The following is a 25204-nucleotide window of genomic DNA, read 5'->3' as shown; positions in this document are numbered from 1 at the left end:
TGCCGGCCGGCCCGGGCCGTGGGCGGCCGGGCCGGCGGGGCGGGTCAGTCGTTCAGGGCGGGGATGATCCGGGTTCCGTAGGCGTCGATCGTGGACTCCTTCGCGTCGTGCATGTCGTAGACCGCGAACTGGTCGACGCCCAGGTCGCGCAGGGCCCGCAGCTTCTCGATGTGCGCCTCCGCGGGGCCGAGGAGGCAGAAGCGGTCGACGATCTCGTCGGGGACGAAGTCGGTGGACGGGTTCCCGGCGCGGCCGTGGTGGCTGTAGTCGTAGCCCTGGCGGGCCTTGACGTACTCGGTGAGTTCGTCGGGGACCATCGAGGAGTGCTCGCCGTAGCGGGAGACCAGGTCGGCGACGTGGTTGCCGACCATCCCGCCGAACCAGCGGCACTGGTCGCGGGCGTGGGCCAGGTCCTCGCCCACGTAGGCGGGCGCCGCCACGCAGATGGTGATCGCGGACGGATCCCGGCCGGCCTCCGCGGCGGCCTGCCGTACCGCCTTGATCATCCATTCGGTGAGGTAGAGGTCGGCGAGCTGGAGGATGAACCCGTCGGCCTTCTGCCCGGCCAGGGCCAGTGCCTTCGGGCCGTACGCGGCCATCCACACGGGCAGTTTCCCGTCCCGGATCCAGGGGATGCGGATCGGGTTGCCGTCGACGGACGCCTCGCGGCCCTCGGCGAGGTCGCGGATCACGTCGATGGCCTCGCCCAGGCGGGCCAGGGTGTTGGGCGCCCGGCCGGCCACTCTCATGGCCGAGTCGCCGCGGCCGATCCCGCAGACGGTGCGGTTGCCGTACATGTCGTTGAGGGTGGCGAAGGTGGAGGCGGTGACCTCCCAGGTGCGGGTGCCCGGGTTGGTCACCATCGGACCGACGTGCAGTTTCTGCGTGTTGGCGAGGATCTGGCTGTAGATGACGAACGGCTCCTGCCACAGCACGGCGGAGTCGAAGGTCCAGCCGTAGCGGAAGCCGTTGCGCTCGGCGCGCTTCATGAGGCTGATGACCTGGGAGGCGGGCGGGTCGGTCTGCAGGACGAGGCCGAAGTCCATCGGGCGGCTCCTTGACGCTCTTTACAGGTACTGGCAGGTGGAGCGGTGGACGAAGGCCCCGTGGCCGGCCCGGCCGGTGTACTCGCGGCGGTCGATGACGAGTTCGCCGCGTGAGAGCACGGTGTCGACGCGTCCGGTGATCCGCTTGCCCTCGTACGCCGAGTAGTCCACGTTCATGTGGTGTGTCTCGGCGGAGATGACCTGCTCGGCGTGCGGATCGTAGAGGACGATGTCGGCGTCGGCCCCGGGCGCGACGGTTCCCTTCTTCGGGTAGAGGCCGAACATCCGGGCGGGGGTGGCGCAGGCGATCTCGATCCACCGGCGGCGGCTGATGTGGCCGTCCACCACGGCCTGGTGCAGGAGGTCCATCCGGTTCTCCACGCCCGGCAGACCGTTGGGGATCTTCGAGAAGTCGCCCCGGCCCAGCTCCTTCTGGCCCCGGAAGCAGAAGGGGCAGTGGTCGGTGGAGACCACCTGGAGGTCGTTGGTCCGCAGCCCCCGCCACAGCGCCGCCTGGTGTTCGCGGGGCCGCAGCGGGGTGGAGCACACGTACTTGGCGCCCTGGAAGTCCGGCTCCGCCAGGTTGTCGGTGGACAGGAACAGGTACTGCGGACAGGTCTCCCCGAAGACCGGGAGCCCCTTGTCGCGGGCCGCCGCGAGCTCGGCCACCGCCTCCTCCGCCGATACGTGCACGACGTACAGCGGGGATCCGGCGACCCGGGCGAGCTGGATGGCGCGGTGGGTGGCCTCCGCCTCCAGGAGCACCCTGCGGACCTCGCCGTGGTGGCGGGGGTCGGTCTCGCCGCGGGCCAGGGCCTGTTCGACGAGGACGTCGATGGCGATGCCGTTCTCGGCGTGCATCATGATCAGTCCGCCGTTGGAGGCGCCGCGCTGCATGGCGCGCAGGATCTGCCCGTCGTCGCTGTAGAAGACGCCCGGGTAGGCCATGAACAGCTTGAAGGAGGTGATGCCCTCGCCCACGAGGAGGTCCATCTCCTTCAGGGTGCCCTCATTGACGTCCGAGAGGATCATGTGGAAGGCGTAGTCGACGGCGCAGTTGCCGTCGGCCTTGGCGTACCAGGTGTCGAGCCCTTCGCGCAGGGAGCGGCCCACGCTCTGCACGGCGAAGTCGACGATGGTCGTGGTGCCGCCCCAGGCGGCGGCTCTGGTGCCGGTCTCGAAGGTGTCGGAGGCGGAGGTCCCCCCGAAGGGGAGCTCCATGTGGGTGTGCGCGTCGACGCCGCCCGGGATGACGTACTTCCCGGTCGCGTCGATCGTGCGGTCCGCCGTCCAGGCGGTGGCGGCCGCCGAGCCGGCGGTGGCCAGGGCCGCCACGCGGCCGTCCTCGATCAGGACGTCCGCGTGGATCTCGTCGGCGGCGGTGACGACCAGGCCGCCGCTGATCAGGGTGCGGTTGCTCATGGGCTCCCCCTACTGGATGCCGCGCAAGGCCTGTTCGAGGATCTCTGCGCCCTCTTCCGCCTCGGCGACGGTGAGGGAGAGCGGCGGCGCGATGCGCAGCACGCTGGTGTTGTGGCCGCCGCCCTTGCCGAGCAGCAGGCCGCCTTCGCGGGCGGCCTCCAGGACGGCGGAGGCGGCGTCCGGATCGGCCTGGTCGGTGCCGGGCCGGGTGAGCTCGATGCCGGCCATCAGGCCGCGGCCGCGGACCTCCCGTACGGCGGGGACGGCGGCGGCGATCGCGCGCAGTCGTTCCAGGAGCAGGCCGCCGACGCGGCGGGCATTGCCCTGGAGGTCGTGTTCCAGCAGGTAGCCGAGGTTGGCGACACCGGCCGCCATGGTGACGGGGGAGCCGCCGAAGGTGGAGATGGAGTTGGAGTCCAGGCAGTTCATCACCTCGGCGCGGGCGACGACCCCGCCGATGGACATGCCGTTGCCGATGCCCTTGGCGAAGGTGAGGATGTCCGGCGGACCGTTCTGGGCGTGGGCCTGCCAGCCCCAGAAGTGGTCGCCGGTGCGGCCCCAGCCGGTCTGCACCTCGTCGCTGATCCACAGGATGCCGTGGCGGTCGAGGACCTCGCGGAAGGCGCCGTACAGGCCGTCGGGAGGGGAGGTGAAGCCGCCGACGCCCTGGACCGGTTCGGCGATGAGGGCGGCCACTCCCCCGCGGGCCTGGCCGAGTACGTCCTCCAGGTCGGCGATGGCCGCGGCGGTGAAGGCGGTGTCGTCGAGGTGGGCGAAGGGGCCGCGGGTGCGGACGGCGCCGTGAACGTAGTAGGTCTGCAGCGGCGAGAGGCTGGTGGGCGACCAGCCGCGGTTGCCGGTGATGGAGACGGTGGAGAAGGACCGGCCGTGGTAGCTGTTGCGCATCGCCAGGATCTGGTTGGAGCGGCGGTACGTCGTCGCGAGCAGCAGGGCGGTGTCGTTGGCCTCGGTGCCGGAGGTGGTGAAGAAGACGCGGGCGTCGGGGATGCCGGACAGGGCGGCGACCCGCTCGGCCAGCTCGATCATCGGCCGGTTGAGGTACAGGGTGGAGGAGTGGATGATCCGCCCGGCCTGCTCGGCGACTGCCTTGGTGACCTCGGGCAGGGCGTGGGCGGTCATCGTGGTGAGGATGCCGCCGAAGAAGTCGAGGTAGCGGTTGCCGTCGGCGTCCCAGACGTGGCGTCCCTCGCCGTGGGTGAGCTCGATGGGGTTGTTGTAGTAGAGCGCGAGCCAGTCGGGCAGGACGGTGCGGTGGCGGTGGTGGAGCGGGGTGGGGTTGGTCACGGCTGTACGAGCCCTCCGTAGGCGTCGGGGCGGCGGTCGCGGTAGAAGGCCCACTGGTCGCGGACCTCCTTGATCAGGTCGAAGTCGAGGTCGCGGACGAGGAGTTCCTCCTCCTTGTCGCTGGCGACGTCGCCGACGAACCGGCCCCGCGGGTCGACGAAGTAGCTCGTGCCGTAGAAGTCGTTGTCGCCGTACTCCTCCTGGCCGATGCGGTTGATCGCGGCGATGAAGTACTCGTTGGCGACGGCCGCGGCGGGCTGTTCCAGCTGCCAGAGGTAGGCGGAGAGGCCGCGGTGGGTGGCGGACGGGTTGTAGACCAGCTGGGCTCCGGCCAGGCCCAGTTGGCGCCAGCCCTCGGGGAAGTGGCGGTCGTAGCAGATGTAGACGCCGATCCTGCCGACCGCGGTGTCGAAGACGGGCCAGCCGAGGTTGCCCGGGCGGAAGTAGTACTTCTCCCAGAAGCCCTTGACCTGCGGGATGTGGTGCTTGCGGTACTTGCCGAGGTAGGTGCCGTCGGCGTCGATGACGGCGGCGGTGTTGTAGTAGAAGCCCTCGCTCTCCAGCTCGAAGACCGGGACGACGACGACCATGCCCGTCTCGCGGGCGAGGTCCTGCATGCGGCGGACGGTCGGGCCGTCGGGGACTGCCTCGGCCCAGCGGTAGTGCTCGGGCTCCTGGACCTGGCAGAAGTAGGGGGCGTTGAACACCTCCTGGAAGCCGATGATCTTCGCGCCCTCGGCGGCGGCCCGGCGGGCGTACTCCTCGTGCTTCGCGATCATCGATTCGGTGTCTCCGGTCCAGGTGGCCTGGACCAGCGCGGCGCGGACGACTTGGGCCATGAGCTGCTCCTTGCGACGGGAACGCCGGTTCTACGCACGTAGACGGAGTGCGTAGGGAGTAGAACGTAGGCCTCGTCACAGCGTGGGGCAAGACCGCCGTGCGCGGTTGGAGTAGTCGATCACGTTACGTCGCGTCGCGGTCGTTTGCGGTCAGCGGGCGGGACTTTGACGACATGAACCGGGGGCGTCCGCAAGGGCGGTACGGCAGTCGGGCCGCACGTGCGGGGCGGCCTCCTAGGGTGCGATGCCGGCCACGCGCAGGGCGTGGAGGAGGTCGCGGTGGCGGGCACCGGGAAGCAGACCGGCGGCCTGGAGCAGGCGCGGGGCGAGCCACCCCGGGTCGTGCCGGGCCAGGTCGGCGGCCTCCTCGGCGGTACGGAGCCGTACGAAGGCTCCGAGCAGGGCGTCGGCCTCGCGGCTGCGGCCGGCCGCGCCGAGGGCGAGGGCCGCGTCGGCGACCTCGGCGGAGGGGCGGGCCACGCACTGGCGCAGCAGGGCGTCGCGGTCGGCGTCCCGGCCGGCGTCGCCGAGGGCGGCGGCGGCCGCCGCAAGCTGTTCCGGCGGCAGCGAGGCGGCCTCCCACAGCAGGGTGGTCCAGTCGGCGGCCAAGCCGGCGCGGGCCAGTTCGGCGGCCAGCTCGGGCAGCTGCCCGGCGGGCCAGGCCGCGGCCTGGCAGAGCAGGGCGTGCGCCTCGCCGGTGCGGCCCTGCGCGCGCAGCGCGAGCAGCTCGGCGGCCACGGCGCGCGGCCTGCCGGTCGGTGGCCCGGGCGGCGGCGCCGGCACGGCCTGCGGTACGGGCTGTGGCGCGGCCTGCGGGACAGGCGTCGGCTCGGGCTGCGGTAGGGGCTGCGGTACGGGCTCGGGCCTCGGCCGGCCGAAGCGGGCGCCGCGCGGGGCGGAATGGGGCTGCGGGTTCGCGGGCCCGCCCGAAGCCTCGGCGTCCGGGTGGCCCGGGGGCGGGGTGAAGGCCAGGGCCTCGGGAGCCGCCGCCCCGGCGTACCGGGCGCCTCCGGCCCGCCGCCCGCGCAGCCACCGCCCTTCGGCCCGGCCGACGGGCGGCAGCGCCGTCGCCTCCGCCCCCTCGTCGGGCCCGCCCGCCGTGGCCGGGGCCTGCGGCCGGGCCTCTGCCGGTGGCGCGCTCTGCGGGTGCGCCCCGCTCCGCGCCCGAGCCTCGGGGTCCGGGCCCTCCTGGACCGGGGACTGCGCCCCTGCTCCGGCAGGGGCAGGGGTCTGCGTGGGTGCAGCCGCCCCGGGCGATGCCGTTCCCCACGCGCGCGCGTGGGCCGCGGGGTGTGTGTCCGGGGCCTCCGGGCCGACGCTCGCCCGTGCCGGGTCCTGCGGCCAAGGGCCCGCCGGAGCGGAGGTGTCCACGGCACGGGTGCCCGCCCGGGGCGCCGGCGCGGGTCGAGGGTCCGTTCGGGTCCCGGGCCGGGGCGGCAAGGGGGAACGCGGGTGGGGGACGGTCGGCGAGGGGGTGGTCTCCAGGGCGGCCAGGCGGGCCGACAGGTCCTCGTGGCGGGCTGCGGCGCGGGCCACGTCGTCCTGGGTCCAGGACAGTTCGCGGGTCAGGGCATCGGTCTCGGCCCGGTCGGCGGTCCCGCCGAGGCGGGCGGTCAGGCTCCGCAGGGCGGCTTCCGACTCGGCCCGCTGGGCGGCGGCCGCCACGAGCAGGGTCCGCAGTTCCTCCTCGCCACCCGGCAGCCGGTCCCACACGGTGACGGCCGCCGCCCGCAGCCGGGCCGCGTATACGGTCTCCCGCGCCGCGAGCTCCGGGCCCCCGGCCCCCGCCAGGTCCCTCAGCAGCGATTCCACCACGTCCCACGGGGGTATCGCCGCCCCGTTCAGACAGGCCCGCACGCCCTCCGGATCCCGACGCAGGAACTCCCCGTACCAGCCTGCCCCGGCATCCAGCCTCTGTGTCAATCCCCGCAAGTATCCGGAGAGTTGACTGATCGCCAGTGAAGTCGCGGTCTCCATGACCGCATTGGACCCCACCCGTGTTACGGGCGGGCTACGGGAGTCTCAAAGCTTGACGGCGATCGCGGTGTGCGGCCGCTTCCCGCGCCGCACCAGAGCAGCGGGCACGTCCACCGCCCAGAACTGCCAGGTGTACTTGCGCGACATCAGCTTGCGCACCCGGCGCAGGCCCTCCTCGTCGAGCAGACGGGCCTGCCCCTCGATCACGGGGGTGCCTTCGTCGAGGCGACCGCGCACGTCGCACGCCGCGACGGTGACCCGCCCGTTGTTGCGGATGCGCTTGACCTTCCAGGAGTCGCTGCGCGTCCACACGTACAGCTCACCCCCGTCGGCGACCGCCCACACCGGCGTCGCCACGGGCGTGCCGTCCTTGCGGAAGGTGGTGAGGCTGACGTACCGCGCGCTGCCGAGCTCCTGGAGACCCATACCCGGACCCTAACGCGGCCGGCCGGCGGCCCGGCCGACGGCCCGCTACTTCGGCATCAGGACGGTGTCGACGATGTAGACGTGGGCGTTGGCGGTCTTCACCTCGCCGCAGACCACGTTGGAGGTGCCGTTGACCTTGTACTCCTCCCCCACGCCGTCCGTGGTCAGCTCGCTCTTCTGCAGCGTCTCGAAGGTGCCGCTCTCCAGCTGCCTCGGCGTCAGCTTCTGGTCGACCACGTGGTAGGTGAGGATCTTGGTCAGCGTGGCCTTGTCGGCGAGGACCTTGTCGAGTTCGGCCTTCGGGATCTTCGCGAAGGCGTCGTTGGTCGGCGCGAAGACGGTGATGTCCTTCGCGTTGTTGAGGGTGTCGACCAGGCCGGCCTTCTTGACCGCGGCGACCAGCGTGGACAGGGCCGGGTTGTTGGAGGCCGCGGTGGCGACCGGGTCCTTTGCCATGCCCTCGAAGGAGCCCGCTCCTTGCTTGGGCACGCCGGCGCATGCCGGGCCGAAGGGGCCGTCGGCCGTCACGGCGCCGTCGGCGGCCGCCGGGCTGCCGGCCGCCTGGTCCTGGGCCGAACCGGCGGCGGGCGCGGCCCCGGCGTCGCCGCCGGATTCCGAGCAGGCCGCGAGCGAGAAGGGCAGGAGGGCTGCCGCGGCCACGGCGATCGCGGTACGGCGGAGGCGGGTGCGGGCGCCGGTGCGTGTGCTGTTCATGATCGGTTGCTCCTCGGACTGCGCTGATGGCGTTCAGGGGACGGTGACGGAGCCGCTGGGCCCGGTGTCGACGGCGGGCCGGGGCCGCGAGGCCGGGGCCCTGTCCCGTTCGAGGCGCAGAGGGGCGCGGCAGACGTCGCGGTCCGGCCCGACGGGCGGGCCGGTCCCCGGAGCGGAGGACCGGCAGGCCCGGCGAGACGCCGGCGCCGCAGGGCGGCGGCGGGCCGGACGAGGGTGGCGCGGAATGTGCTCACACCATGGATTCGGCGCGCTCCGCCCGGCGGATGGGTCCCTCACCCCATCGGGTGAGAACGGGGCGTCACAGCTCAGCGGGCGTAGGGGCCGCCCGGCTCCACGGCTCCCGTCCGGCCCCGCCCGTCCGCTTCACGCAGGGGGTCCGGCCGGTCGTCCGGCAGCGTGCACGCCGCCAGCAGCAGCCCTCCCGCGAGGAGGGCGCCGACGGCTGCGAATCCGAGTCGTTTGGCTGCGTTCGTGGCTGACACGCCTTCACGCTTGCCCCGAGCGCGGCAAGTCCCACCGCGGATTGGGCCGTTCGGCCCCGGCTCCCGCCCGAACGGCACGCCGCGCCCGCGGGGCAGATCCGGCGTGCCGTTCGGGCGGGAGCCGGGGCGGGAAGCAGGCGGTACAGGGGCGGGGCGCCCGGCGGCTTCGGCCGCCCGGGCCTCAGGCGGGTACGGCCGCGCAGCGCCTGAGCACGTCGTCGAGCGAGAGCCCGAGCGCCTCGGCGAGGGCCGCGACGGTGAAGAAGGCGGGGGTGGGCGCCCGGCCCGTCTCGATCTTGCGCAGGGTCTCGGCGGAGAGCCCGGCCCCGGCGGCGACCTCGACCATGCTGCGGGCGCCGCGGGCCTCGCGCAGCAGGGCGCCCAGACGCTCGCCGCGCTCGCGCTCTTCGGGGGTGAGGGGGGTACGGACCATGCGTCCATCCTACCCGCACGGCCAATAGTTATCCCGTTACAGTTATACCGGTATAGTAATTGGCATGGTGGAACTGAAGACAGCACCCGAGATCGAGAAGATGCGCGCCGCGGGCCGGGTCGTCGCCCGCGCCCTGGCCTCCGTGCGGAAGGCCGCGCACGTGGGAGTGGCCCTGTCGGACCTGGACCGGGTGGCCCGCGAGGTGCTCCGCGGGGCCGGGGCGACATCCCCCTTCCTCGGCTACCGGCCGAGTTTCGCGCCGGTGCCCTTCCCCGCGGTGGTGTGCGCCTCCGTCAACGACGCGATCGTGCACGGCATCCCCGACGACTACCGGCTGGGCGACGGCGACCTCGTCAGCATCGACTGCGGGGCGAAGCTCGGCGGCTGGGCCGGGGACGCGGCGGTCAGCTTCACCGTCGGCCGCGCCCGCCCCGAGGACCTGCGGCTGATCGAGACGTCCGAGGCGGCCCTCGCGGCCGGCATCGCCGCCGCCGTACCGGGCAACAGGATCGGGGACATCGCCCATGCGGTCGGCACGGTCTGCCGCGCCGCCGGATACGGCGTCCCCGACGGCTTCGGCGGCCACGGCATCGGGCGCGACATGCACGAGGACCCGGGCGTGCCCAACGAGGGCCCGCCGGGGCGCGGCATGAAGCTGCGCCCCGGCATGGTCCTCGCCATCGAGCCGATGCTGATCGCGGGCGGTACGGACGACTACCGGTGCGACGGCGACGGCTGGACCCTGCGCACCGTCGACGGCACCCGCGCCGCGCACTCGGAGCACACGGTCGCGATCACGGCACGCGGCCCGCGGATCCTCACCGCGCTCTGACTCCCCGGACGGCTCCTGTCGACGAATCCTGTCGACGGCTCCTACGGCTTGCCGTGCGGGCGAACGACCATGGCCGAGCCGCCGCCCCGCCGGGAGGTCTCGGCCGCCGCCAGCCACCGGCCGTCGGGCAGCCGCTGGACCCCGGTGGCCGCGCCGATCTCCGGGTTCTGCCGGAATCCGTGGCCCAGGGCCTCCAGTTCGGCACGCAGCGGGCTGTTCCACAGGCCCGGTTCCAGCTCGGTGGTGGTCTGGTTGCGCTGGCTGGCCCGGGGCGCGGCGATCGCGTCGACCAGCGGCAGGCCCCGGTCCAGGTGGCCGGTCAGGGTCTGCAGGACGGTGGTGATGATGGTGGCTCCGCCGGGCGAACCGACCGCCAGCACCGGCCGGCCGTGGTCCAGCACGATCGTCGGGGACATGGACGAGCGCGGCCGCTTGCCGGGACCGGGCAGATTCGGGTCCGGGACCCCGGGCGCCGCCGGGGCGAAGGAGAAGTCGGTGAGCTCGTTGTTGAGCAGGAAGCCGCGGCCGGGGACGGTGATCGCGCTGCCGCCGGTGGACTCGATGGTCAGGGTGTAGGAGACGACGTTGCCCCAGCGGTCGGCGACCGTCAGATGCGTGGTGTTCTCGCCCTCGTACGTGGTCGGGGCGGCCTGGCCGGTGGTTGCGCAGGGCACCGGGCGGCGCGGGTCGCCGGGGGCCAGCGGACTCGTCAGGGCCCGGTCCGGCTTGATCAGGCAGGCCCGGGAGTCGGCGAAGCGCTGCGAGAGCAGTTCACGGGTCGGCACATCCTCGGCGGCCGGGTCGCCGACCCAGCGGCCGCGGTCGGCGAAGGAGATCCGGGAGGCCTCGATGAAGCGGTGCAGGTACTGGGCCTCGGAGAGCTTCGAGAGGTCGGTCCGCTCCAGGATGTTCAGGGCCTCGCCGACCGTGGTGCCGCCGGAGGACGAGGGCGCCATGCTGTAGACGTCCAGGCCCCGGTAGTTCACCCGGGTGGGCTCCTGCCGCTTGGTGCCGTACGCCCGCAGGTCCCCGGCGGTCAGGTCGCCGGGCCTGACCTTGCGGGTGGCCGCGGGGTCCACGGGGGGCGTGCGGACGGTGCGGACGATGTCGTCGGCGAGGGGGCCCCGGTAGAGGGCGCCGGTTCCCTTGCGGGCAAGTTCGGCGTAGGTGTCGGCGAGGTCCGGGTTCTTGAAGGTGGAGCCGACGACCGGCAGGGAGCCGCCCGGCAGGAAGAGCTTCGAGGTGTCCGGGAAGTCCCTGAACCGGGCTTCGTTGAGCTCGGTCTGGGCCCGGAAGGTGGCGTCCACCGTGAAGCCGTCGCGGGCCAGTTTCTCCGCGGGGCGCAGGAGTTGGCGCAGGGGGCGGCTGCCCCAGGCGTCGAGGGCGCTCTTCCAGGTGGCGGGGGTGCCGGGGACGCCGACGCCGAGGCCGCTGGTCTGGCCCTCGGCGAAGGGGATGGGCTCGCCGTTCTCCTGGAACAGGGCGGCGGTGGCCGTGGCCGGGGCGGTCTCCCGGCCGTCGATGGTATGCACCCGGTGCGAGCGGGCGTCGTAGTAGACGAAGTAGCCGCCGCCTCCGATGCCCGCCGAGTAGGGCTCGGTGACGCCGAGCGCGGCGGCGGTGGCGACGGCCGCGTCGACGGCGTTGCCGCCGGCGCGCAGCACGGCGATCCCGGCGGCCGAGGCGTCGGGGTCGACGCTGGCGACGGCACCGCCGTGGCCGGCGGCGACCGGCACCTTCGCCGGCGGGGCCGGGGCCGCGGCGGCGGTGGGCGGGGCGGCTCCGGTCGAGACGAGTGCGGCGACGACGGTCAGCATGGGTAACGTGCGGGCGACGGCGGGACGGTGCATCCGGACCTCCAGTGGCAGCGTGGGCCGAGCCTAGCGCCGGGCCCGCCGCCCCGTCAGCGCGTCGGCCGGGGCGCGCCGTCCGACGGGACGGCCCGGGGACGGACCGCGGCGACCCGCGCCGGACCGCACCGGACCGGGGCGCGCACCGCGCCGGTGATCTCTCGCGGCGGATGGCCGGGCGCCGCGACACGGTGAACTTTTCCGGTCACAGCACTAGCATCCCGCGCATGAACGACGACGTGCGCAACATCGTGCTCGGGGTGATAGCCACCGCCGTCAGCGGCGGGTTCGGCTGGTTCTCCCGGACCTACCTCTGGCGGCGCGCGCTCCGCCGCAAACAGGCCTTCTTCGGGCTGCCGACCGGCTCCGACTGTCTGTTCGTGGTCAACCGGCAGATGGGGGGCAAGGATTCCTCCCTGCACCGCAACGACGCCTTCGCCCTGTTGGAGATCTCCGCGCTGATCAAGGATTGCGGGGCGAACGTACAGATCGTCACGCACGACACGGCCCGCCAGGGCTTCGGCGACCGGGCCGAGTTCTGCGTGGGCGGGCCGAGCTCCAACGCCCGCACCACGGCGCACCTGGCGTCCATGCTGCCGGGCATCACCGTCAACACCGACTCGGAGCAGCACGAGGACCGGGGCGCGATCCGTGTGGGCGAGGAGACCTACCGCTGGCGCAAGGGGCTGGAGGAGTACGTGGTGCTGGCCCGGCTGGCGGGCGGGGAGGGCGGCCGGCCGGTGTTCCTGCTGTCCGGGCAGACCGCGGTGAGCAACCAGGCCGCGGCCCGGTACCTGAACCGGCAGCACACGCACCTGGCGCGCAAGTACGGGGTGGACTCCTTCTGTCTGGTGCTGAAGGTCGTCAACTCCGATGCCTACGGGCCGGACGTGACCGAGCTGGTCGCGGACGTCACCCGGACGGCCCGGACACCCGCAGCGGCAGCCGCGTGATCCCGTTGATGAAGTTCGACACCAGGCGCCTGGGTGGACCGGCGAGTTCCGGCACGGGCATGGCGGCGCACCACTCCTCGTAGAGGGTGCGCAGCTGGAGGCGGGCGAAGTGCGCGCCCAGGCAGACGTGCGGGCCGTCTCCGAAGGACACGTGCGGGTTGGGTGTGCGGCCGAGGTCCAGGCGGCCGGGGTCGGTGAAGACGCGTTCGTCGTGGTTGGCGGAGGCGTGGAAGACGACGACCTTGTCGCCGGCCCGAACCGGCTGCCCGGCCGGTTCGTGGTCGACGGCGGCGGTGCGGCGGAAGCTGAGGACGGGCGGGTGGACGCGCAGGAGTTCCTCGACGGCGCTCTGCGGGCGGACCCTCCCCTCGGCGAGCCGCCGGTATTCGCCGGGGGCGTGGGCGAGGGCGAGGAGGCCGCCGGGGGCGGCGCTGCGTACGGTGTCGTTGCCCGCGACGGTGAGCAGGAAGAAGAACATCTCCAGTTCGGCGGGGTCGAGCCCGGCCGTGGCGAGGGCGGTCATCACGTCGTCGCCGGGGTGGCGGCGTTTGTGGGCGGCGAGTTCGCGGGCGTACGCGAACATCTCGCCGAGCAGGGCCGGGGAGCGCGGGTTGAGGGGTTTTCCGTCGGCGCCGAGGAGCGGTGCGGGGGCGTCGTCGGGGTCCTGGTAGCCGATGACGCGGACGGTCCATTCCAGCAGCAGGGCCCGGTCGGCGGGCGGAACGCCGAGCAGGTCGGTGAGGTTGAGCAGCGCGTACTCGTCGGTGACCGTGCGGACGAGGTCGGCGGCGCCGTCCTCGGCGGCGTCCCGGGCGGCGGCCAGCAGGGTGCGGGCCCGTTCGCGTACGCGCCCGGCGAAGGAGTCGACGCGGGCGGGGGTGAAGGCGCGGGCGACGAGCCGGCGCAGCCTGCCGTGCTCCGGCGGGTCCTGGTTGAGCATGGTGCGGCGCAGGAAGGGCAGGTCGGCCGGGTCGGGGTCGCGGATCTGGGTGGCGCCCAGCCAGGAGGAGTACGTCCGGTGGTCGCGCAGGACCCGGACGACGTCGGCGTGCCGGGTGACGGCCCAGAATCCGGGGCCGGCGGGCCAGCCCGCGATCTCGGGCTCCGGCTGCCGGGCCACGGGGTGGTGGTCGCGCAGCAGCCGGTAGCGCTCGTGCGGGACGCCGACGGCGTAGAGGCGGGGGTCGAAGACGTCGGGGACGTCCGCGGCGTGGTCCATGGGGTCACCGTGACGGGTGTGCGGCCCCGCCCGCAAGGGCACCGCACCTGCGGGCGGGAGCCGCCGGGCGTCAGCGCCTGCTGCCCGGCGAGTCGCAGTCGGCGGCGGGCAGGACGGTGTCGGGGCCCTTGACGGTGACCTGGCTGAGGGTGTTCGGCGCGGCGGAGACGCCGACGGTGCACACCAGCTGGTTGCGGGCCAGTTCCGACAGGCCGCCCACGGCGAAGGGAACGGTGACGGTCACCCCCTTGTCCGACGAGTTCTTGCTCACCAGGACCGCGTCCCACTGGTCGTGGGAGACCTTCGGCAGCGCCGTCGTGAACCCGGCCGCGGAAGCCGGACCGGTGGGGCCGTCCAACAGGATCCTCAGGAGCGGCGTGGGCGCGAGGGTGTATTCGGTGCCGATCGAGAAGGGGACCGGGACGAGCCGGTCGCCCTCCTTGGAGACGAAGTAGAGGGCGGCGGCCTTCTTGCCGTCGGGGACGTTGACGGCTGCGGCGTGGCCGCTCTCGATCACACCGGTCCGCTTGATCCCGCAGCCGGCGAGCAGCAGGGCGCAGCCCGCCAGTGCGGCGGTGGCCGCCGCCCGGGCTCTCGTCTTCCGCCCTGTCATACGTGGGCCTCCAGCGGCATGTCGAGGGTGAAGAGGGCGCCGCCGGCGGGTCGGTTGCCCGCCCGGAGGGTGCCGCCGTGCAGGCGGACGTTCTCCAGGGTGATGGCGAGTCCGAGTCCGCTGCCGGCGGAGCGGGTTCGGGCCGCGTCGGCCTTGAAGAAGCGGTCGAAGATGTGCGGCAGCACCTCGGGGGCGATGCCGGGGCCGCTGTCGGCGACGTCGATGAGGAGCCGTTCGCCGTGCTCTCCGGGCGCGGTGCTGACGGTGACGTGCACGGGGGCGCCGCCGTGCCGCAGGGCGTTGCCGACGAGGTTGGCGAGGACCACGTCGAAGCGGCGCGGGTCGAGCCGGGCGCGTACCCCGTGGGGCAGTTCGGTGACCACGCGGGCGTCGTCCCAGTGGCGTCGTTCGAGGGTCTTGCGCACGGCTTCGGCGATGTCGACGTCGTCGAGGTTGAGCTCGGCGGCCCGGGCGTCGAACCGGGAGATCTCCATGAGGTCCTCGACGAGGACGGCGAGTTTTCCGGTCTCGGCGCTGACCAGGCGCAGGGCCTTGGCGGTGTCGGCGTCGAGGCGGGCGGCGTCCTCGTCGAGGACCTCGGTGACCGCGAGCATGCCGGCGAGGGGGGTGCGCAGTTCGTGGGAGACGTCGGAGGCGAAGCGGCGGGCGCGGACCTCGGCCTCCTGGAGTTCGCGCACGGACTGTTCGAGGGCGCGGGCGGTCTCGTTGAAGGTGCGGGCGAGTCCGGCGAGTTCGTCGGCACCTCTGACCTCGATGCGGGTGTCGAGGCGGCCGCGTCCCAGCTTCTGTGCGGCGCGGCGCATGTCGCGGACCGGCCTCAGCACGCTGCGGGCGGCCAGCAGGGCGGGGACGATGGCGATGGCCAGGCCTGGCACGGCGCCCTGCTGGGCGGCCTCGACCATGGCTTCGACGGTCTGCTTCTCGGTGGAGAGCGGGACGCTGGCGTAGAAGACGACGCCGGTGGACTCGGTGTACCCGTTGTGCTCGAAGACGGCGGGGACGCCGATGGTGAGCCAGGGGTTGCCGCGCTGGTCCTCGACGCGCTGGAAGGCGGCGTACTGGTTGTTGCGGACGCGGTCGCGCAGGCTGTCGGTGATCACGGTGGACGTGGGCGTGCCCGGATTGGTGGAGACGCGTATGCCGCCGTACTCGCCGAAGATGATCCACGGGTGGGGTTTGCCGCGTTTGCCGAGCTCGATGACGATGCGCTGGAGCTCCTGCTGCTCCAGGGGCAGGCGGATCTCCTGCTGCTCGACCTGGTCCCGCAGGGTGCTGACGGCGGTGTCCTGGGTCTGTTTGAGGATGGCGTTGCGCGCCTGCTGGTAGGTCAGGGCCGCGGTGGTTCCCGCACTGATCGCGGCGACCAGGAGGAAGGCCGCTATCAGCCGGGTGCGCAGTCCCAGGGGTGCTATGCGTCGCACGGCGGCCTACAGGGGACCGAAGCGGTAGCCGAAGCCGCGCACGGTCTGTATGTAGCGGGGGCTGCGGGCGGGGTCCTCGATCTTGTGGCGCAGGCGGCGGACGCAGGCGTCCACGAGCCTGGCGTCGGCGTGGTAACTGTGGTCCCAGACGTACTCGAGGAGCTGCTGGCGGGAGAAGACCTGCTCGGGCGAGGCCGACAGATGCAGCAGGAGCTTGATCTCGCTGGGTGCGAGGGCGACGCGTTCGCCGTTCTTGGCGACGGTCAGTCCGGCGCGGTCGATGGAGAGTTCGCCGTGGCTCTCGATGCCGGGGCGGGAGCCCACCGGGTCGCTGAGCCGGCGCAGCACGGCTTTGATGCGGGCTTCGATGACCTCGGTGCGGGCGGGTTTGACGATGTAGTCGTCGGCGCCCGCCTCCAGGCCGATGACGATGTCGAAGTCGTCACCGCGTGCGGTGAGCATGATGATCGGTACTTCGCTGGTCTGGCGGATGCGGTGGCAGACCTGTACGCCGTTGATGCCGGGCAGCATCAGGTCGAGCAGCACGAGTTCGGGGCGGAAGCTCGTCATCAGGGCGAGTCCGTCCTCCCCGGTCTCGGCGGCCCGTACCTCGTGGCCGCGGCGGCGCAGGCCGAGGCCCACCCCTTCGCGGATGGAAGGGTCGTCCTCGATCAGCAGTACGCGTGGCATCCGGTCAGTATCCCAAGGCGGTCTTCGGCTTCTCCTCCCGCTATCGGCCGGCCTTGCGCCGCAGGGAGTCCAGCAGGTCGGTGATCTCCGCCAGGCGCAGCGGCCGGGCAAGGAGGACGACGACCAGGGCGAGGGCCGCGGTTCCCGCGCCGACCGCGGCGAAGTCGCCGAACCGCTCGGCGGCGCGGGCGGTCGCGTACGCCGTGGCGGCCGCGGGCGCGCAGGCCCCGAGGAGGCGCAGGTGGGTGCGTACGGCGGTGGCGCGCCGCTCGCTGCGGGTGCCCGTGCGCGGGCCGAGCCTGCGGGAGAGGGCGTAGCCGGTGGCGGCGGCGCCCGCGAGGAAGGCGACGGAGGAGGCGGCGGCCATGCCGGTGACCGCCCAGCGCGGGGACAGCAGGAGGTAGGCGGCGGCCGACAGCCCGGCGTTGAGGGTGACGATGACGAGGTTCAGGAAGAAGGGGGTGCGGGTGTCGGAGAGGGCGTAGAAGCCGCGGGAGAGCACGTACTGCGCGGAGAAGGCGACCAGGCCGGGGGCGAAGGCCGTGAGCATGCCGGCCATGACCGCGATGTCGGCGGCGCCGGTGCGTCCGTAGCCGAAGACGCTGCCCATCACCCAGGGGGCGAGGGCGGCCATGAGGGCGGCGGCGGGCACGACCAGGGCGGCGCTGGAGCGCAGGGCGTAGGAGACGTCGCGGCGGACGGCGCCGAGGTCGCCGTCGGTGGCGGCGGAGCTCATCCGGGGCATCAGGGCGGTGACGAGGGAGACGGTGATGATGCCCTGCGGGACGATCCACAGCTGGTAGGCGTTGCTGTAGGCGGTGTAGCCGGCGCCGCCCGCGAGGCCGGCCTCGACCGCGCTCTGTCCCGTGGCGGTGGAGAGGCGGGTGACGACCCAGTAGGCGATCTGGTTGGTGAGGACGAGCAGGACGGTCCAGCCCGCGTTGCGCAGGGGGCGGCCGAGGCCGCTGCCGCGCCAGTCGAAGCGGGGGCGCCAGCGGAAGCGGGCCGCGCGCAGCGAGGGGATCAGGGCGAGGGCCTGGACGACGATGCCGGCGGTGGTGCCGAGGCCCAGGAGCCGGGTCTCGGCCTCGGTGAGGCCGCCGGCCGCGTCGTGGGAGACGTACAGGAACAGCCCGAAGACGGCGATGATGACGACGTTGTTGAGGACGGGGGTCCACATCATCGCGCCGAACCGGCCGCGGGAGTTCAGCACCTGGCCGAGGAGGGTGAAGAGCCCGTAGAAGAGGATCTGGGGCAGGCAGTAGCGGGCCAGGGCCACGGTGGTGCTCGCCTGGGCGCCGGTGTAGCCGGTGTACGCCGAGACGATCAGCGGGGCGGCGAGGACCGCGGCGGCGGTGAGGGCGACGAGGGCTGCGGTGCAGGCGGTGAGCAGTCGGTCGGTGTAGGCGGCGCCGCCGTCGGCGTGTTCCTTGGCGGCGCGGACCAGCTCGGGTACGAAGACGGCGTTGAGCGCTCCGCCGACGAGCAGGATGTAGATGATGTTGGGGACGGTGTTGGCGACGGCGTAGCCGTCGCCGAGCAGTCCCGTGCCGAGGGCGGCGACGACGACGGCGGAGCGGACGAAGCCGGTGGCGCGGGAGACGATCGAGCCGGCCGCCATGAGCGCGCCGCTGCGCAGCACCGAGGTCTTCTTCGGTGCTGCGCTGTCGGCGGCGGGGCCGGCCGGTCTGGTGTCGGTGGCCGTCACCGGCGGGCCAGGTACGCCTGGAACGCCTTGTAGAGCGCCGTGTTGGCGACTCCGTCCATCGGGATCTCCCATTCGCCGAGCGTTTCGACGACCTGTCCGCCGGTGCCGAGCTTCCAGCGCAGCAGCCCGAAGGAACGTTCGTCGGGGTCGAGGGTGGAGGGTACCCCGCGCATGTCGTACTCGTAGGCTCCGAGGGCGTGGGCATCGCGCATCATGCGCCACTGCAGGGCGTTGCTGGGCCGTACTTCGCGCCGGTGGTCGGCGGAGGCGCCGGTCTGGTACCAGACCCTGCTGCCGGTGCTGATCATGGTGTGGGCGGCCAGGATCTCGCCGCGGTGGACGCCCAGGTAGAGCCGCATCCGGCCGGGCTGCTCCTCGTTCAGGACGCGGTACTGCTGCTCGTAGTACGCGAGGGAGCGGCCGAGCCGGAACCCGTCGCGTTCCTCGGTGATGCGCAGCAGCCGGTAGAACTCGGGCAGGTCGGCGGAGGTGCCGAGGACGGTCTCCACGCCGGCCTTGTCTGCCTTGCGCACGTTGCGGCGCCACTCCTGGTTGAGGCCGGACCACAACTCGTCGAGGGTGCGTCCGGCGAGCGGGACGCGGAAGACGTGGCGGGGCTGGGCGTCGCCGTCGTCCTCGCCGCCGCAGCGCTTCCATCCGCGGGTGCGCAGCCGGTCGGCGAGGGCGGCGCCCACGGGGTCGACCTCGGTGGCGAGAACGTCGGATATCTGGCGGCCCGTTCCGGTGCCGGCCTTCGCGGTGGCGGCGTCCCAGCGGCGGTAGGCGGGGCTGGGGCCGATGCGGACGGCGAAGGCGCCGGCGGCGCGCAGGTGGCGCATGAGCGGGTCCAGCCAGCGGTCGATCCGCGGGTCGGACCAGTCGGCGACGGGCCCTTCGGGAAGGTAGGCGAAGTATTTGCGGGTCCCGGGGAATTGCCGATAGAGCACGAGCCCGGCGCCTTCGATCTCGCCGCCGGGACAGTGCCATCCGACCATTTCCGAGCGCCAAAGGTCCTTCACCCGGGCCCATGAAGGGTGCTGGAGAAAGCTCGCCGCAGGGGTCCTGGAGAGGAAGGACTGGTATTCGGGGACGGACAGGGTGCGCACCCGGAGCTCGTGGTCCTGGTCCTGCCGGGCGGGGGTAACGAGCAGTGCGCACACGGCTGACGGCCTTCCTGTTCGTCCTGAGGGGTCGTTCACAGGACTCTCACAGCCACCGGTGACCGAAGTGCGCAACGAATGTGACCGGATGATGACCGTTTCGCTGCGGTCCACGTCACAACAAAAAGGCTGATCTTTTCTGCTGTTTGTGCAACCTAAAGTCGTCCCGTTCTCATCCTCTTTTGCGAACGCCCATCACCACCACGACTCGAAGGGGCCCTTCGTTGAGCCGCACACGCCGCACCGCCATTGCGGGCACCGCACTCCTGGCCGCCGCGCTGACCGCCTGCTCGGGCGGGAGCGATGCCGGCAGCGACGACAAGGGCAAGGACGAGTCGAAGCCGAAGGCGCCCATGGCGGTCACGGTGAACCTCACGGGCGATCAGGTCAAGGCGGGCCAGCCGGTGACGGTGACCGTCGCCGAGGGCAAGCTGGCGCAGGTGAAGGTGACCGACGCCAAGGGCGCCGAGCTGCCGGGGAAGATAGCCGACGACGGGAAGACCTGGACGTCGGAGCGCAACGCCCCTCCCGGTGCGGAGTACAAGGTCGAGGCGCAGAACACCGACAGCCAGAGCGCCACCGCGCAGTTCAAGACCGGCCCCGCCGACAAGGTGAACAAGGTCTCGATCAACATCTCCAAGGGCAGCACGGTGGGCGTGGCGATGCCGGTGTCGCTCGTCTTCGACAACCCGGTGACGAACAAGGCCGAGGTGGAGAAGCAGCTCAAGGTCACCGCCTCGGACAACACCGAGGGGTCCTGGGGCTGGGTGAAGGACCACGACGGCAAGGACCGCGTCGACTGGCGGCCCAAGGACTACTGGAAGTCCGGGACGGACGTGAAGGTCGACATGAAGCTGAACGGAGTGGACTCGGGCAAGGGCGGCGGGCTGTTCGCCCGCGACTACAACACCGAGTTCAAGATCGGCAAGGACCGCCGGGTCCAGGTCAGCCTCGACACGAAGAAGATGTCGGTCACCCAGGACGGCCAGGCGCTCAGGACGATCCCGATCTCGGCCGGCACCCCCGGCGGCAAGAAGGCCTCCTGGTCCGGGAAGATGGTGATCATGTCGAAGGAGGGCACCATCCGGATGGACTCCCAGACGGTGGGCCTGGACAACGCCTACGACAAGATGGTCGATTACTCGATGCGCCTGACCTGGTCCGGCATGTACGCGCACGCCGCCCCGTGGAACTCCGGCAACTTCGGCCGCACCAACAGCAGTTCCGGCTGCGTGGGGATGAGCGACGCCGACGCCAAGGAGTTCTTCGGGCAGTCCCAGGTCGGCGACCTCTTCGAGGTGGTCGGCGAGGGCTCGAAGGGCCAGGCGCCGGTCGGCAACGGCTACGGCGAGTGGAACCTCTCGTGGGACGAGTGGAAGGCCAAGAGCGCCCTGTCCGCCGCCCCGCAGAACGGCTGACCTGCGGACCTCCCTTCCTGACTCTCGTTCAATTGTTACCACCACGTAACTTACCGACGGGTTACCTTCGGTAAGCCGCTCCCGTTACCGTCGGGTCACTTTCAGGACTCCGGTGCACGCGAGGAGCGACCGATGGAACGCACCACCACCGCCGCAGCCGTGGCGGCACTCCTGGCGGCGACCGCCCTGGGCCTGGCCCCCCACCAGGCCCAGGCGGCTCCCGCACCCGCCACGGCCACCACCACCGCCGCCCCGCAGACCGCCGCCGCGGACCTGCGCTTTCACGACATCCCCGGCTCCGGGGGCATCACCCTCAAGGGCAACGTCTTCACCCCGGCCGGAGCCCAGAGCGGCCTGAAGTACCCGCTGATCGTGCTGCCCACCAGCTGGGGCATGCCGCAGATCGAATACATCGCCCAGGCCAAGAAGCTCGCCGACTCCGGCTACGTCGTGGTCAGTTACACCTCCCGCGGCTTCTGGCTCTCCGGCGGGCAGATCGAGGTGGCCGGGCCGCCCGACGTCGCCGACGTCTCGGCCGTCATCGACTGGGCCCTCGCCCACACCCCCGCCGACGCGGACCGCATCGGCCTCGGCGGAGTCTCGTACGGGGCGGGCATCAGCCTGCTGGCCTCGGCGCACGACCCGCGCGTCAAGGCCGTGGTCGCGATGAGCGGCTGGGCCGACCTCATCGAATCCATCTACTCGGGCCGCACCCAGCACCGCCAGGCCGCCGGACTGCTCGGCGCCGCCGGCTACCTCACCGGCCGCCCCGGACCCGAACTCCAGTCGATCCTCGGCGACTTCCTCGGCTCCCGGCTGGACCGCGAACAGCAGATGATCGAGTGGGGCAGAAAGCGCTCGGCCGCCGAGCAGGTGGACCGGATCAACGCCAACGGCGCCGCGATCATGCTCGGCAACGCCTGGGGCGACACGATCTTCCCGCCCAACCAGTACGCGAAGTTCTACGAGCGGCTGAGCGGCCCCAAGCGCCTGGAGTTCCGCCCGGGAGACCACGCCACCGCCGAGGGCACCGGCCTGCTCGGACTGCCCAACGACACCTGGACCAACGCCCACCGCTGGTTCGACCGCTACCTCAAGGGCGAGCGCAACGGCGTCGACACCGAGGCCCCCGTGCAGGTCAAGTCCCGCAGCGACGGCGGCTACGAGGGCTACGCCGACTGGGCCTCGGTCGGCTCCGGCGGCACCGAGAAGCTCGCCCTCTCCGACAGCGAGCACCTCTTCGCGAACGTCGACTCCGGTGCCAACGGCGGCGTCGTGCTCCTCTCCAGCGTCTTCGACCAGTTCTTCAAGGCGCCCCCGGTCGCCTCGATCCCGCTGCTCCCCCGCTCCTTCGCCGCCGTCTGGCAGTCCGGGCGCTACGACGAGGCCCGCCGGATCCGCGGCACCGTCCGGCTGCACACCACCGTCACCCCCACCAAGGGCGACGGCACCTTCGTCGCCTACCTCTACGACGTCGGCCCGCTCGGCGTCGGCAAGCTGGTCAGCAACGCCCCGTACACCTTCCACGACAAGACCCCGGGCCGGGCCTTCGGCGTGGACCTGGAGCTCTTCTCGACCGCCTACGACGTGCCCGCGGGCCACCGGCTCGCCCTCGTCGTCGACACCGTCGACCCGCTCTACATCGAGCACAACCCCACCGGCGCGCAGCTGACCTTCTCCTCGCCGCAGGGCGACCCCAGCTACGTCTCGGTGCCGCTGCGCGAGCAGTGATCCACGGCGGCGGCCGGGCCGGGACGGCCCCGCTCCGGACCCTCAGTGCTTGAGGATCTTGGAGAGGAAGTCCTTGGCCCGGTCGCTCTCGGGGGCGGTGAAGAACTCCTCCGGGGTGCGGTCCTCGACGATCCGGCCGTCGGCCATGAACAGCACGCGGTTGGCCGCGGAGCGGGCGAAGCCCATCTCGTGCGTGACCACGACCATGGTCATGCCCTCCCGGGCGAGCTGCTGCATGACCTCCAGCACCTCGTTGATCATCTCCGGGTCCAGCGCGGAGGTGGGCTCGTCGAAGAGCAGGGCCTTGGGGTCCATGGCGAGGGCGCGGGCGATGGCCACGCGCTGCTGCTGGCCGCCGGAGAGCTGGGCGGGGAACTTGTCGGCCTGGTCGGCGAGGCCGACGCGGTCCAGGAGCTCGCGGGAGCGCCGGTCCGCCTCGCGCTTCGACCGCCCGCGGACCTTGACCTGCGCGAGCGAGACGTTGGCCAGGACGGTCTTGTGCGCGAAGAGGTTGAAGGACTGGAAGACCATCCCCACCTCGGCGCGCAGCCGGGCCAGGTCCTTGCCCTCGGCGGGCAGCGGCTCCCCGTCGATCAGGATCGTGCCCGACTCGACGGGCTCCAGCCGGTTGATCGCCCGGCACAGGGTGGACTTCCCGGAGCCGGAGGGCCCGATGACCACCACCACCTCCCCGCGGCCGACGGTGAGGCTGATGTCCCGCAGCACGTGCAGCGGTCCGAAGTGCTTGTTGACGTCCCGCAGCTCGATCAACGGATCGACGGCCATGCGCTGCCCTGCCCACTCGGAGTCGGATGCCGGTCAGCGCAAACTATCCAGCCCGGAAGGGCACTTCGCCGCGACACGCCGCCCGCCCCGGAGCGGCGGCACGCGCGGGGGCACGCGGGCTCGGTGGCGCGGTGGGGGCGTCAGCCCTCGGAGGCCTCCGCGTACGCCTGGCTGAGCTCGGGGGAACCGGTCATCGCCCAGGACACCCCCGACTCGATCACGTTCAGCTCCCGGCCCGAGGCCAGGCGGATCACCGGCTGGCCGTTGGGCCACACCTGCCAGGCGGTCCCCGGGATGGTCCGGACGATCACGGTGCCGAGGTAGAAGCCCGCGTCGTTGCCGAGCCACGGCACCACCTCGGGGTCCCGCCGCCAGCGCGGCATCAGCTGGTCGAGGGCCTCCAACGAGGCCGGGCTCCCGTCGAGTTCGAGCCCCGCCGCCCGCGCCTGGACCCGCAGCATCTCGCACTCCGAGAACAACTCGGCGACGCCCTCGGGGTCGTCCACGAGGGCGGCGGCAAGCCCCGCACCCCGTTCCGTTTCACGCCGGTTCAGCCAGTTGTCCAGGAAAGGGATGTTCATACCGCCCAGCGTCGCACCAGGATCCTCCGCTGGCCACAGGGCGCGCCTGCAAAAGCCCCTCGCCTACCGGTCGAGATCGAGGTCGACGACGACCGGCGCGTGGTCGGAGGCGCCCTTGCCCTTGCGCTCCTCGCGGTCGACGTAGGCGTCGGTGACGGCCTTGGTGAAGGGCTCGTTGCCGTAGACCAGGTCGATGCGCATGCCCTTGTTCTTGGGGAAGGCGAGCATCCGGTAGTCCCAGAAGGTGTACGGGCGGTCGTACTTCAGCGCGCGCGGGAAGACGTCCGAGAGGCCGACGCCGCGCAGCGCCTCCAGGGCGGCCCGCTCGGCCGGGGTGACGTGGGTGAGGCCGGCGAAGACGGCCGGGTCGTAGACGTCCTCGTCGGTCGGTGCCACGTTGAAGTCGCCGAGCACGGCGAAGGGACGCGGGCCGGCCGCGTCCTCGGCGACGGCCGCGGCCAGGGAGCGGAACCAGTCCAGCTTGTAGCCGTAGTGGTCGTGCTCGACCTCGCGGCCGTTGGGCACGTACACCGACCAGACCCGGACCCCGCCGCAGGTGGCGGAGATCGCCCGGGGCTCCTGCACGCCCTCGTAGTCGGGGCCGCCGGGCAGCCCCGTGACCACGTCGTCGAGGCCGACCTTGGAGAGCAGGGCCACGCCGTTCCAGCGGCCGGTGGCGTTGACGGCCGCCTCGTAGCCCAGCTCGCGCAGCTGTTCGTGGGGGAACTGCTCCGCCGAGCACTTGGTCTCCTGGATGCACACGACATCGGTGCCGGAGCTCTCCAGCCAGGCCAGCAGGCGCGGCAGCCGGGCGGTGATGGAGTTGACGTTGTAGGTGGCGATACGCATACCTGCCAACCTACCGCCCGGCACCGACAGCGCCCGTTACAGCTCGGCGCTGTCCCCCGCGGTGAGCCGCCCGTGGTCGGTGCCGCCCAGCTTGTCCAGGGCGAAGTCGTAGATCGGACGGGCGATGTCGGCGAGATAGGCGTCGTGGATGTCCAGGGCCCGGCGCGGCTTCACCTCGCGGAGGTAGTCGATCACCTCGGAGACCTTGTTCCAGGGTGCGTGCACCGGCACCATCAGGGTCTCCACCGGGACCCCGGGCACGGTCAGCGCGTCGCCGGGGTGGAAGAGGGATCCGTCGACGAGGTAGCCGACGTTGGTGACCTGCGGGATGTCCGGGTGGATCACGGCGTGCAGTTCGCCGTGCACCTGCATCTCGAAGCCTGCGGCGGTGAAGGTGTCGCCGTGGCCGACCGTGTGCACCCGGCCCGGGTAGGCGGGGGCGAGCCGCTCGGCGACGCTGCGCAGGGTCCACAGCCCTGCCGCCGGGTTCGCGTCGAGGGCGGCCCGCAGCCGGCCCTCGTCGAAGTGGTCGGGGTGTTCGTGCGTGACCAGCAGGGCGTCCGCCCCCAGGCCCGCGTCCGGTTCGCTGAAGGCGCCCGGGTCGATGACGAGCGTGTGCCCGTCCTTCTCCAACTGGACGCAGGAGTGCAGCCGCTTGGTGAGCTTCATGATCCCAGGCTAGCCGCGGGAAGGGCCCGGTCGGGGGT

At 72.4% G+C, this 25204-nt stretch carries 24 protein-coding genes; 4 read left to right on the top strand and 20 right to left on the bottom strand.

From position 1 onward, the window contains the following. Nucleotides 1–44 precede the first annotated feature (44 nt). The 9 genes from E6U81_RS11910 to E6U81_RS11875 all read right to left on the bottom strand — a co-directional run bounded on the left by E6U81_RS11910 (nucleotide 45) and on the right by E6U81_RS11875 (nucleotide 8665). On the bottom strand, nucleotides 45–1046 hold the full coding sequence (locus E6U81_RS11910; protein ID WP_136230046.1) for a TIGR03842 family LLM class F420-dependent oxidoreductase: 1002 nt from the start codon (nucleotides 1044–1046) through the stop codon (nucleotides 45–47). A gap of 21 nt (nucleotides 1047–1067) precedes the next feature. Then, nucleotides 1068–2468 (bottom strand): dihydropyrimidinase, encoded by a 1401-nt coding sequence (gene hydA, locus E6U81_RS11905; RefSeq protein ID WP_136230045.1) that lies wholly within the window; start codon nucleotides 2466–2468, stop codon nucleotides 1068–1070. A 9-nt stretch (nucleotides 2469–2477) separates the two neighbouring features. Then, nucleotides 2478–3773 (bottom strand): aspartate aminotransferase family protein, encoded by a 1296-nt coding sequence (locus tag E6U81_RS11900; RefSeq protein ID WP_136230044.1) that lies wholly within the window; start codon nucleotides 3771–3773, stop codon nucleotides 2478–2480. Further along, nucleotides 3770–4612: a nitrilase-related carbon-nitrogen hydrolase gene (locus tag E6U81_RS11895; protein WP_031154458.1), complete on the bottom strand. Its 843-nt coding sequence runs from the start codon at nucleotides 4610–4612 to the stop codon at nucleotides 3770–3772. The genes E6U81_RS11900 and E6U81_RS11895 overlap by 4 nt, the downstream gene beginning before the upstream one ends. Nucleotides 4613–4846: 234 nt before the next feature. Continuing rightward, nucleotides 4847–6535 carry a hypothetical protein gene (locus tag E6U81_RS11890; protein WP_240803772.1) on the bottom strand — a complete coding sequence of 563 codons (1689 nt, stop codon included), beginning with the start codon at nucleotides 6533–6535 and terminating at the stop codon, nucleotides 4847–4849. Nucleotides 6536–6634: 99 nt separating this feature from the next. Then, nucleotides 6635–7015 carry a PPOX class F420-dependent oxidoreductase gene (locus E6U81_RS11885; protein WP_136230042.1) on the bottom strand — a complete coding sequence of 127 codons (381 nt, stop codon included), beginning with the start codon at nucleotides 7013–7015 and terminating at the stop codon, nucleotides 6635–6637. 45 nt (nucleotides 7016–7060) lie between these two features. Continuing rightward, the gene (locus tag E6U81_RS11880; RefSeq protein WP_136230041.1) at nucleotides 7061–7729 is read right to left on the bottom strand and encodes a fasciclin domain-containing protein; all 669 of its coding nucleotides are present in this window, start codon (nucleotides 7727–7729) and stop codon (nucleotides 7061–7063) included. Nucleotides 7730–8055: 326 nt separating this feature from the next. Next, a complete protein-coding gene (locus E6U81_RS39775; RefSeq protein WP_168714608.1) occupies nucleotides 8056–8232 on the bottom strand; it encodes a hypothetical protein in 177 nt (58 codons plus the stop codon). 181 nt (nucleotides 8233–8413) lie between these two features. Next, nucleotides 8414–8665, bottom strand: coding sequence for a helix-turn-helix transcriptional regulator (locus tag E6U81_RS11875; protein ID WP_031154448.1), 252 nt, complete (start codon nucleotides 8663–8665; stop codon nucleotides 8414–8416). 64 nt (nucleotides 8666–8729) lie between these two features. Between E6U81_RS11875 and map the strand changes: the two genes are divergently transcribed. After that, nucleotides 8730–9497: a type I methionyl aminopeptidase gene (map, locus tag E6U81_RS11870; RefSeq protein WP_136230040.1), complete on the top strand. Its 768-nt coding sequence runs from the start codon at nucleotides 8730–8732 to the stop codon at nucleotides 9495–9497. Between the two features lie 41 nt (nucleotides 9498–9538). Here map and ggt read toward each other — a convergent pair whose 3' ends face one another. Continuing rightward, the gene (gene ggt, locus E6U81_RS11865) at nucleotides 9539–11347 is read right to left on the bottom strand and encodes a gamma-glutamyltransferase (RefSeq protein WP_136230039.1); all 1809 of its coding nucleotides are present in this window, start codon (nucleotides 11345–11347) and stop codon (nucleotides 9539–9541) included. Between the two features lie 227 nt (nucleotides 11348–11574). On the opposite strand from ggt, the gene E6U81_RS11860 reads away from it, so the two are divergent. Next, entirely contained in the window at nucleotides 11575–12300 is a 726-nt protein-coding gene (locus tag E6U81_RS11860; protein ID WP_136230038.1) for a hypothetical protein, read from the top strand. Here E6U81_RS11860 and E6U81_RS11855 read toward each other — a convergent pair. The 6 genes from E6U81_RS11855 to E6U81_RS11830 all read right to left on the bottom strand — a co-directional run bounded on the left by E6U81_RS11855 (nucleotide 12260) and on the right by E6U81_RS11830 (nucleotide 19132). Next, a complete protein-coding gene (locus E6U81_RS11855) occupies nucleotides 12260–13519 on the bottom strand; it encodes a cytochrome P450 (RefSeq protein ID WP_136230037.1) in 1260 nt (419 codons plus the stop codon). The two genes, E6U81_RS11860 and E6U81_RS11855, sit on opposite strands and share 41 nt — an antisense overlap. 70 nt (nucleotides 13520–13589) lie before the next feature. Beyond that, the gene (locus E6U81_RS11850) at nucleotides 13590–14132 is read right to left on the bottom strand and encodes a GerMN domain-containing protein (protein ID WP_136230036.1); all 543 of its coding nucleotides are present in this window, start codon (nucleotides 14130–14132) and stop codon (nucleotides 13590–13592) included. After that, nucleotides 14129–15574 (bottom strand): HAMP domain-containing sensor histidine kinase, encoded by a 1446-nt coding sequence (locus E6U81_RS11845; RefSeq protein WP_136230035.1) that lies wholly within the window; start codon nucleotides 15572–15574, stop codon nucleotides 14129–14131. Before E6U81_RS11845 ends, E6U81_RS11850 begins: the two co-directional genes overlap by 4 nt. 6 nt (nucleotides 15575–15580) lie before the next feature. Continuing rightward, nucleotides 15581–16264, bottom strand: coding sequence for a response regulator transcription factor (locus tag E6U81_RS11840; protein WP_136230034.1), 684 nt, complete (start codon nucleotides 16262–16264; stop codon nucleotides 15581–15583). Nucleotides 16265–16304: 40 nt separating this feature from the next. Then, nucleotides 16305–17972 (bottom strand): murein biosynthesis integral membrane protein MurJ, encoded by a 1668-nt coding sequence (gene murJ / locus E6U81_RS11835; protein WP_240803771.1) that lies wholly within the window; start codon nucleotides 17970–17972, stop codon nucleotides 16305–16307. After that, on the bottom strand, nucleotides 17969–19132 hold the full coding sequence (locus E6U81_RS11830) for a peptidoglycan bridge formation glycyltransferase FemA/FemB family protein (RefSeq protein WP_136230032.1): 1164 nt from the start codon (nucleotides 19130–19132) through the stop codon (nucleotides 17969–17971). Before E6U81_RS11830 ends, murJ begins: the two co-directional genes overlap by 4 nt. A 224-nt stretch (nucleotides 19133–19356) precedes the next feature. On the opposite strand from E6U81_RS11830, the gene E6U81_RS11825 reads away from it, so the two are divergent. Both E6U81_RS11825 and E6U81_RS11820 read left to right on the top strand, forming a co-directional pair. Then, on the top strand, nucleotides 19357–20550 hold the full coding sequence (locus E6U81_RS11825) for an Ig-like domain-containing protein (protein WP_240803770.1): 1194 nt from the start codon (nucleotides 19357–19359) through the stop codon (nucleotides 20548–20550). A 132-nt stretch (nucleotides 20551–20682) separates the two neighbouring features. Continuing rightward, nucleotides 20683–22281: a CocE/NonD family hydrolase gene (locus E6U81_RS11820; RefSeq protein WP_136230031.1), complete on the top strand. Its 1599-nt coding sequence runs from the start codon at nucleotides 20683–20685 to the stop codon at nucleotides 22279–22281. Between the two features lie 42 nt (nucleotides 22282–22323). On the opposite strand, the gene E6U81_RS11815 is transcribed toward E6U81_RS11820, so the two are convergent. The 4 genes from E6U81_RS11815 to E6U81_RS11800 all read right to left on the bottom strand — a co-directional run bounded on the left by E6U81_RS11815 (nucleotide 22324) and on the right by E6U81_RS11800 (nucleotide 25166). Then, complete coding sequence (locus E6U81_RS11815) at nucleotides 22324–23067, bottom strand: amino acid ABC transporter ATP-binding protein (RefSeq protein WP_136230030.1); 744 nt, start codon at nucleotides 23065–23067, stop codon at nucleotides 22324–22326. Nucleotides 23068–23207: 140 nt separating this feature from the next. After that, the gene (locus E6U81_RS11810; protein ID WP_136230029.1) at nucleotides 23208–23648 is read right to left on the bottom strand and encodes a DUF6278 family protein; all 441 of its coding nucleotides are present in this window, start codon (nucleotides 23646–23648) and stop codon (nucleotides 23208–23210) included. A gap of 63 nt (nucleotides 23649–23711) precedes the next feature. Beyond that, entirely contained in the window at nucleotides 23712–24497 is a 786-nt protein-coding gene (locus tag E6U81_RS11805; protein WP_136230028.1) for an exodeoxyribonuclease III, read from the bottom strand. A gap of 36 nt (nucleotides 24498–24533) precedes the next feature. Then, entirely contained in the window at nucleotides 24534–25166 is a 633-nt protein-coding gene (locus tag E6U81_RS11800) for an MBL fold metallo-hydrolase (protein ID WP_136230027.1), read from the bottom strand. Between the last annotated feature and the right edge of the window lie 38 nt (nucleotides 25167–25204).

The sequence above is a fragment of the Streptomyces sp. A0592 genome, from assembly GCF_004795115.1.
Classification (GTDB): Bacteria; Actinomycetota; Actinomycetes; order Streptomycetales; family Streptomycetaceae; genus Streptomyces; species Streptomyces erythrochromogenes.
This window is presented reverse-complemented; position numbering and strand designations above follow the sequence as displayed.

Excerpts from the sequence above, each read along its gene's own strand:
- E6U81_RS11910 (WP_136230046.1), bottom strand. The coding sequence starts at position 1,046 with ATGGACTTCGGCCTCGTCCTGCAGACCGACCCGCCCGCCTCCCAGGTC.
- E6U81_RS11880 (WP_136230041.1), bottom strand. The coding sequence starts at position 7,729 with ATGAACAGCACACGCACCGGCGCCCGCACCCGCCTCCGCCGTACCGCG.
- hydA (WP_136230045.1), bottom strand. The coding sequence starts at position 2,468 with ATGAGCAACCGCACCCTGATCAGCGGCGGCCTGGTCGTCACCGCCGCC.
- E6U81_RS11810 (WP_136230029.1), bottom strand. The coding sequence starts at position 23,648 with ATGAACATCCCTTTCCTGGACAACTGGCTGAACCGGCGTGAAACGGAA.
- E6U81_RS11840 (WP_136230034.1), bottom strand. The coding sequence starts at position 16,264 with ATGCCACGCGTACTGCTGATCGAGGACGACCCTTCCATCCGCGAAGGG.
- E6U81_RS11850 (WP_136230036.1), bottom strand. The coding sequence starts at position 14,132 with ATGACAGGGCGGAAGACGAGAGCCCGGGCGGCGGCCACCGCCGCACTG.
- map (WP_136230040.1), top strand. The coding sequence starts at position 8,730 with ATGGTGGAACTGAAGACAGCACCCGAGATCGAGAAGATGCGCGCCGCG.
- ggt (WP_136230039.1), bottom strand. The coding sequence starts at position 11,347 with ATGCACCGTCCCGCCGTCGCCCGCACGTTACCCATGCTGACCGTCGTC.
- E6U81_RS11860 (WP_136230038.1), top strand. The coding sequence starts at position 11,575 with ATGAACGACGACGTGCGCAACATCGTGCTCGGGGTGATAGCCACCGCC.
- E6U81_RS11815 (WP_136230030.1), bottom strand. The coding sequence starts at position 23,067 with ATGGCCGTCGATCCGTTGATCGAGCTGCGGGACGTCAACAAGCACTTC.
- E6U81_RS11885 (WP_136230042.1), bottom strand. The coding sequence starts at position 7,015 with ATGGGTCTCCAGGAGCTCGGCAGCGCGCGGTACGTCAGCCTCACCACC.
- E6U81_RS11820 (WP_136230031.1), top strand. The coding sequence starts at position 20,683 with ATGGAACGCACCACCACCGCCGCAGCCGTGGCGGCACTCCTGGCGGCG.
- E6U81_RS11800 (WP_136230027.1), bottom strand. The coding sequence starts at position 25,166 with ATGAAGCTCACCAAGCGGCTGCACTCCTGCGTCCAGTTGGAGAAGGAC.
- E6U81_RS11895 (WP_031154458.1), bottom strand. The coding sequence starts at position 4,612 with ATGGCCCAAGTCGTCCGCGCCGCGCTGGTCCAGGCCACCTGGACCGGA.
- E6U81_RS11805 (WP_136230028.1), bottom strand. The coding sequence starts at position 24,497 with ATGCGTATCGCCACCTACAACGTCAACTCCATCACCGCCCGGCTGCCG.
- E6U81_RS11875 (WP_031154448.1), bottom strand. The coding sequence starts at position 8,665 with ATGGTCCGTACCCCCCTCACCCCCGAAGAGCGCGAGCGCGGCGAGCGT.
- E6U81_RS11855 (WP_136230037.1), bottom strand. The coding sequence starts at position 13,519 with ATGGACCACGCCGCGGACGTCCCCGACGTCTTCGACCCCCGCCTCTAC.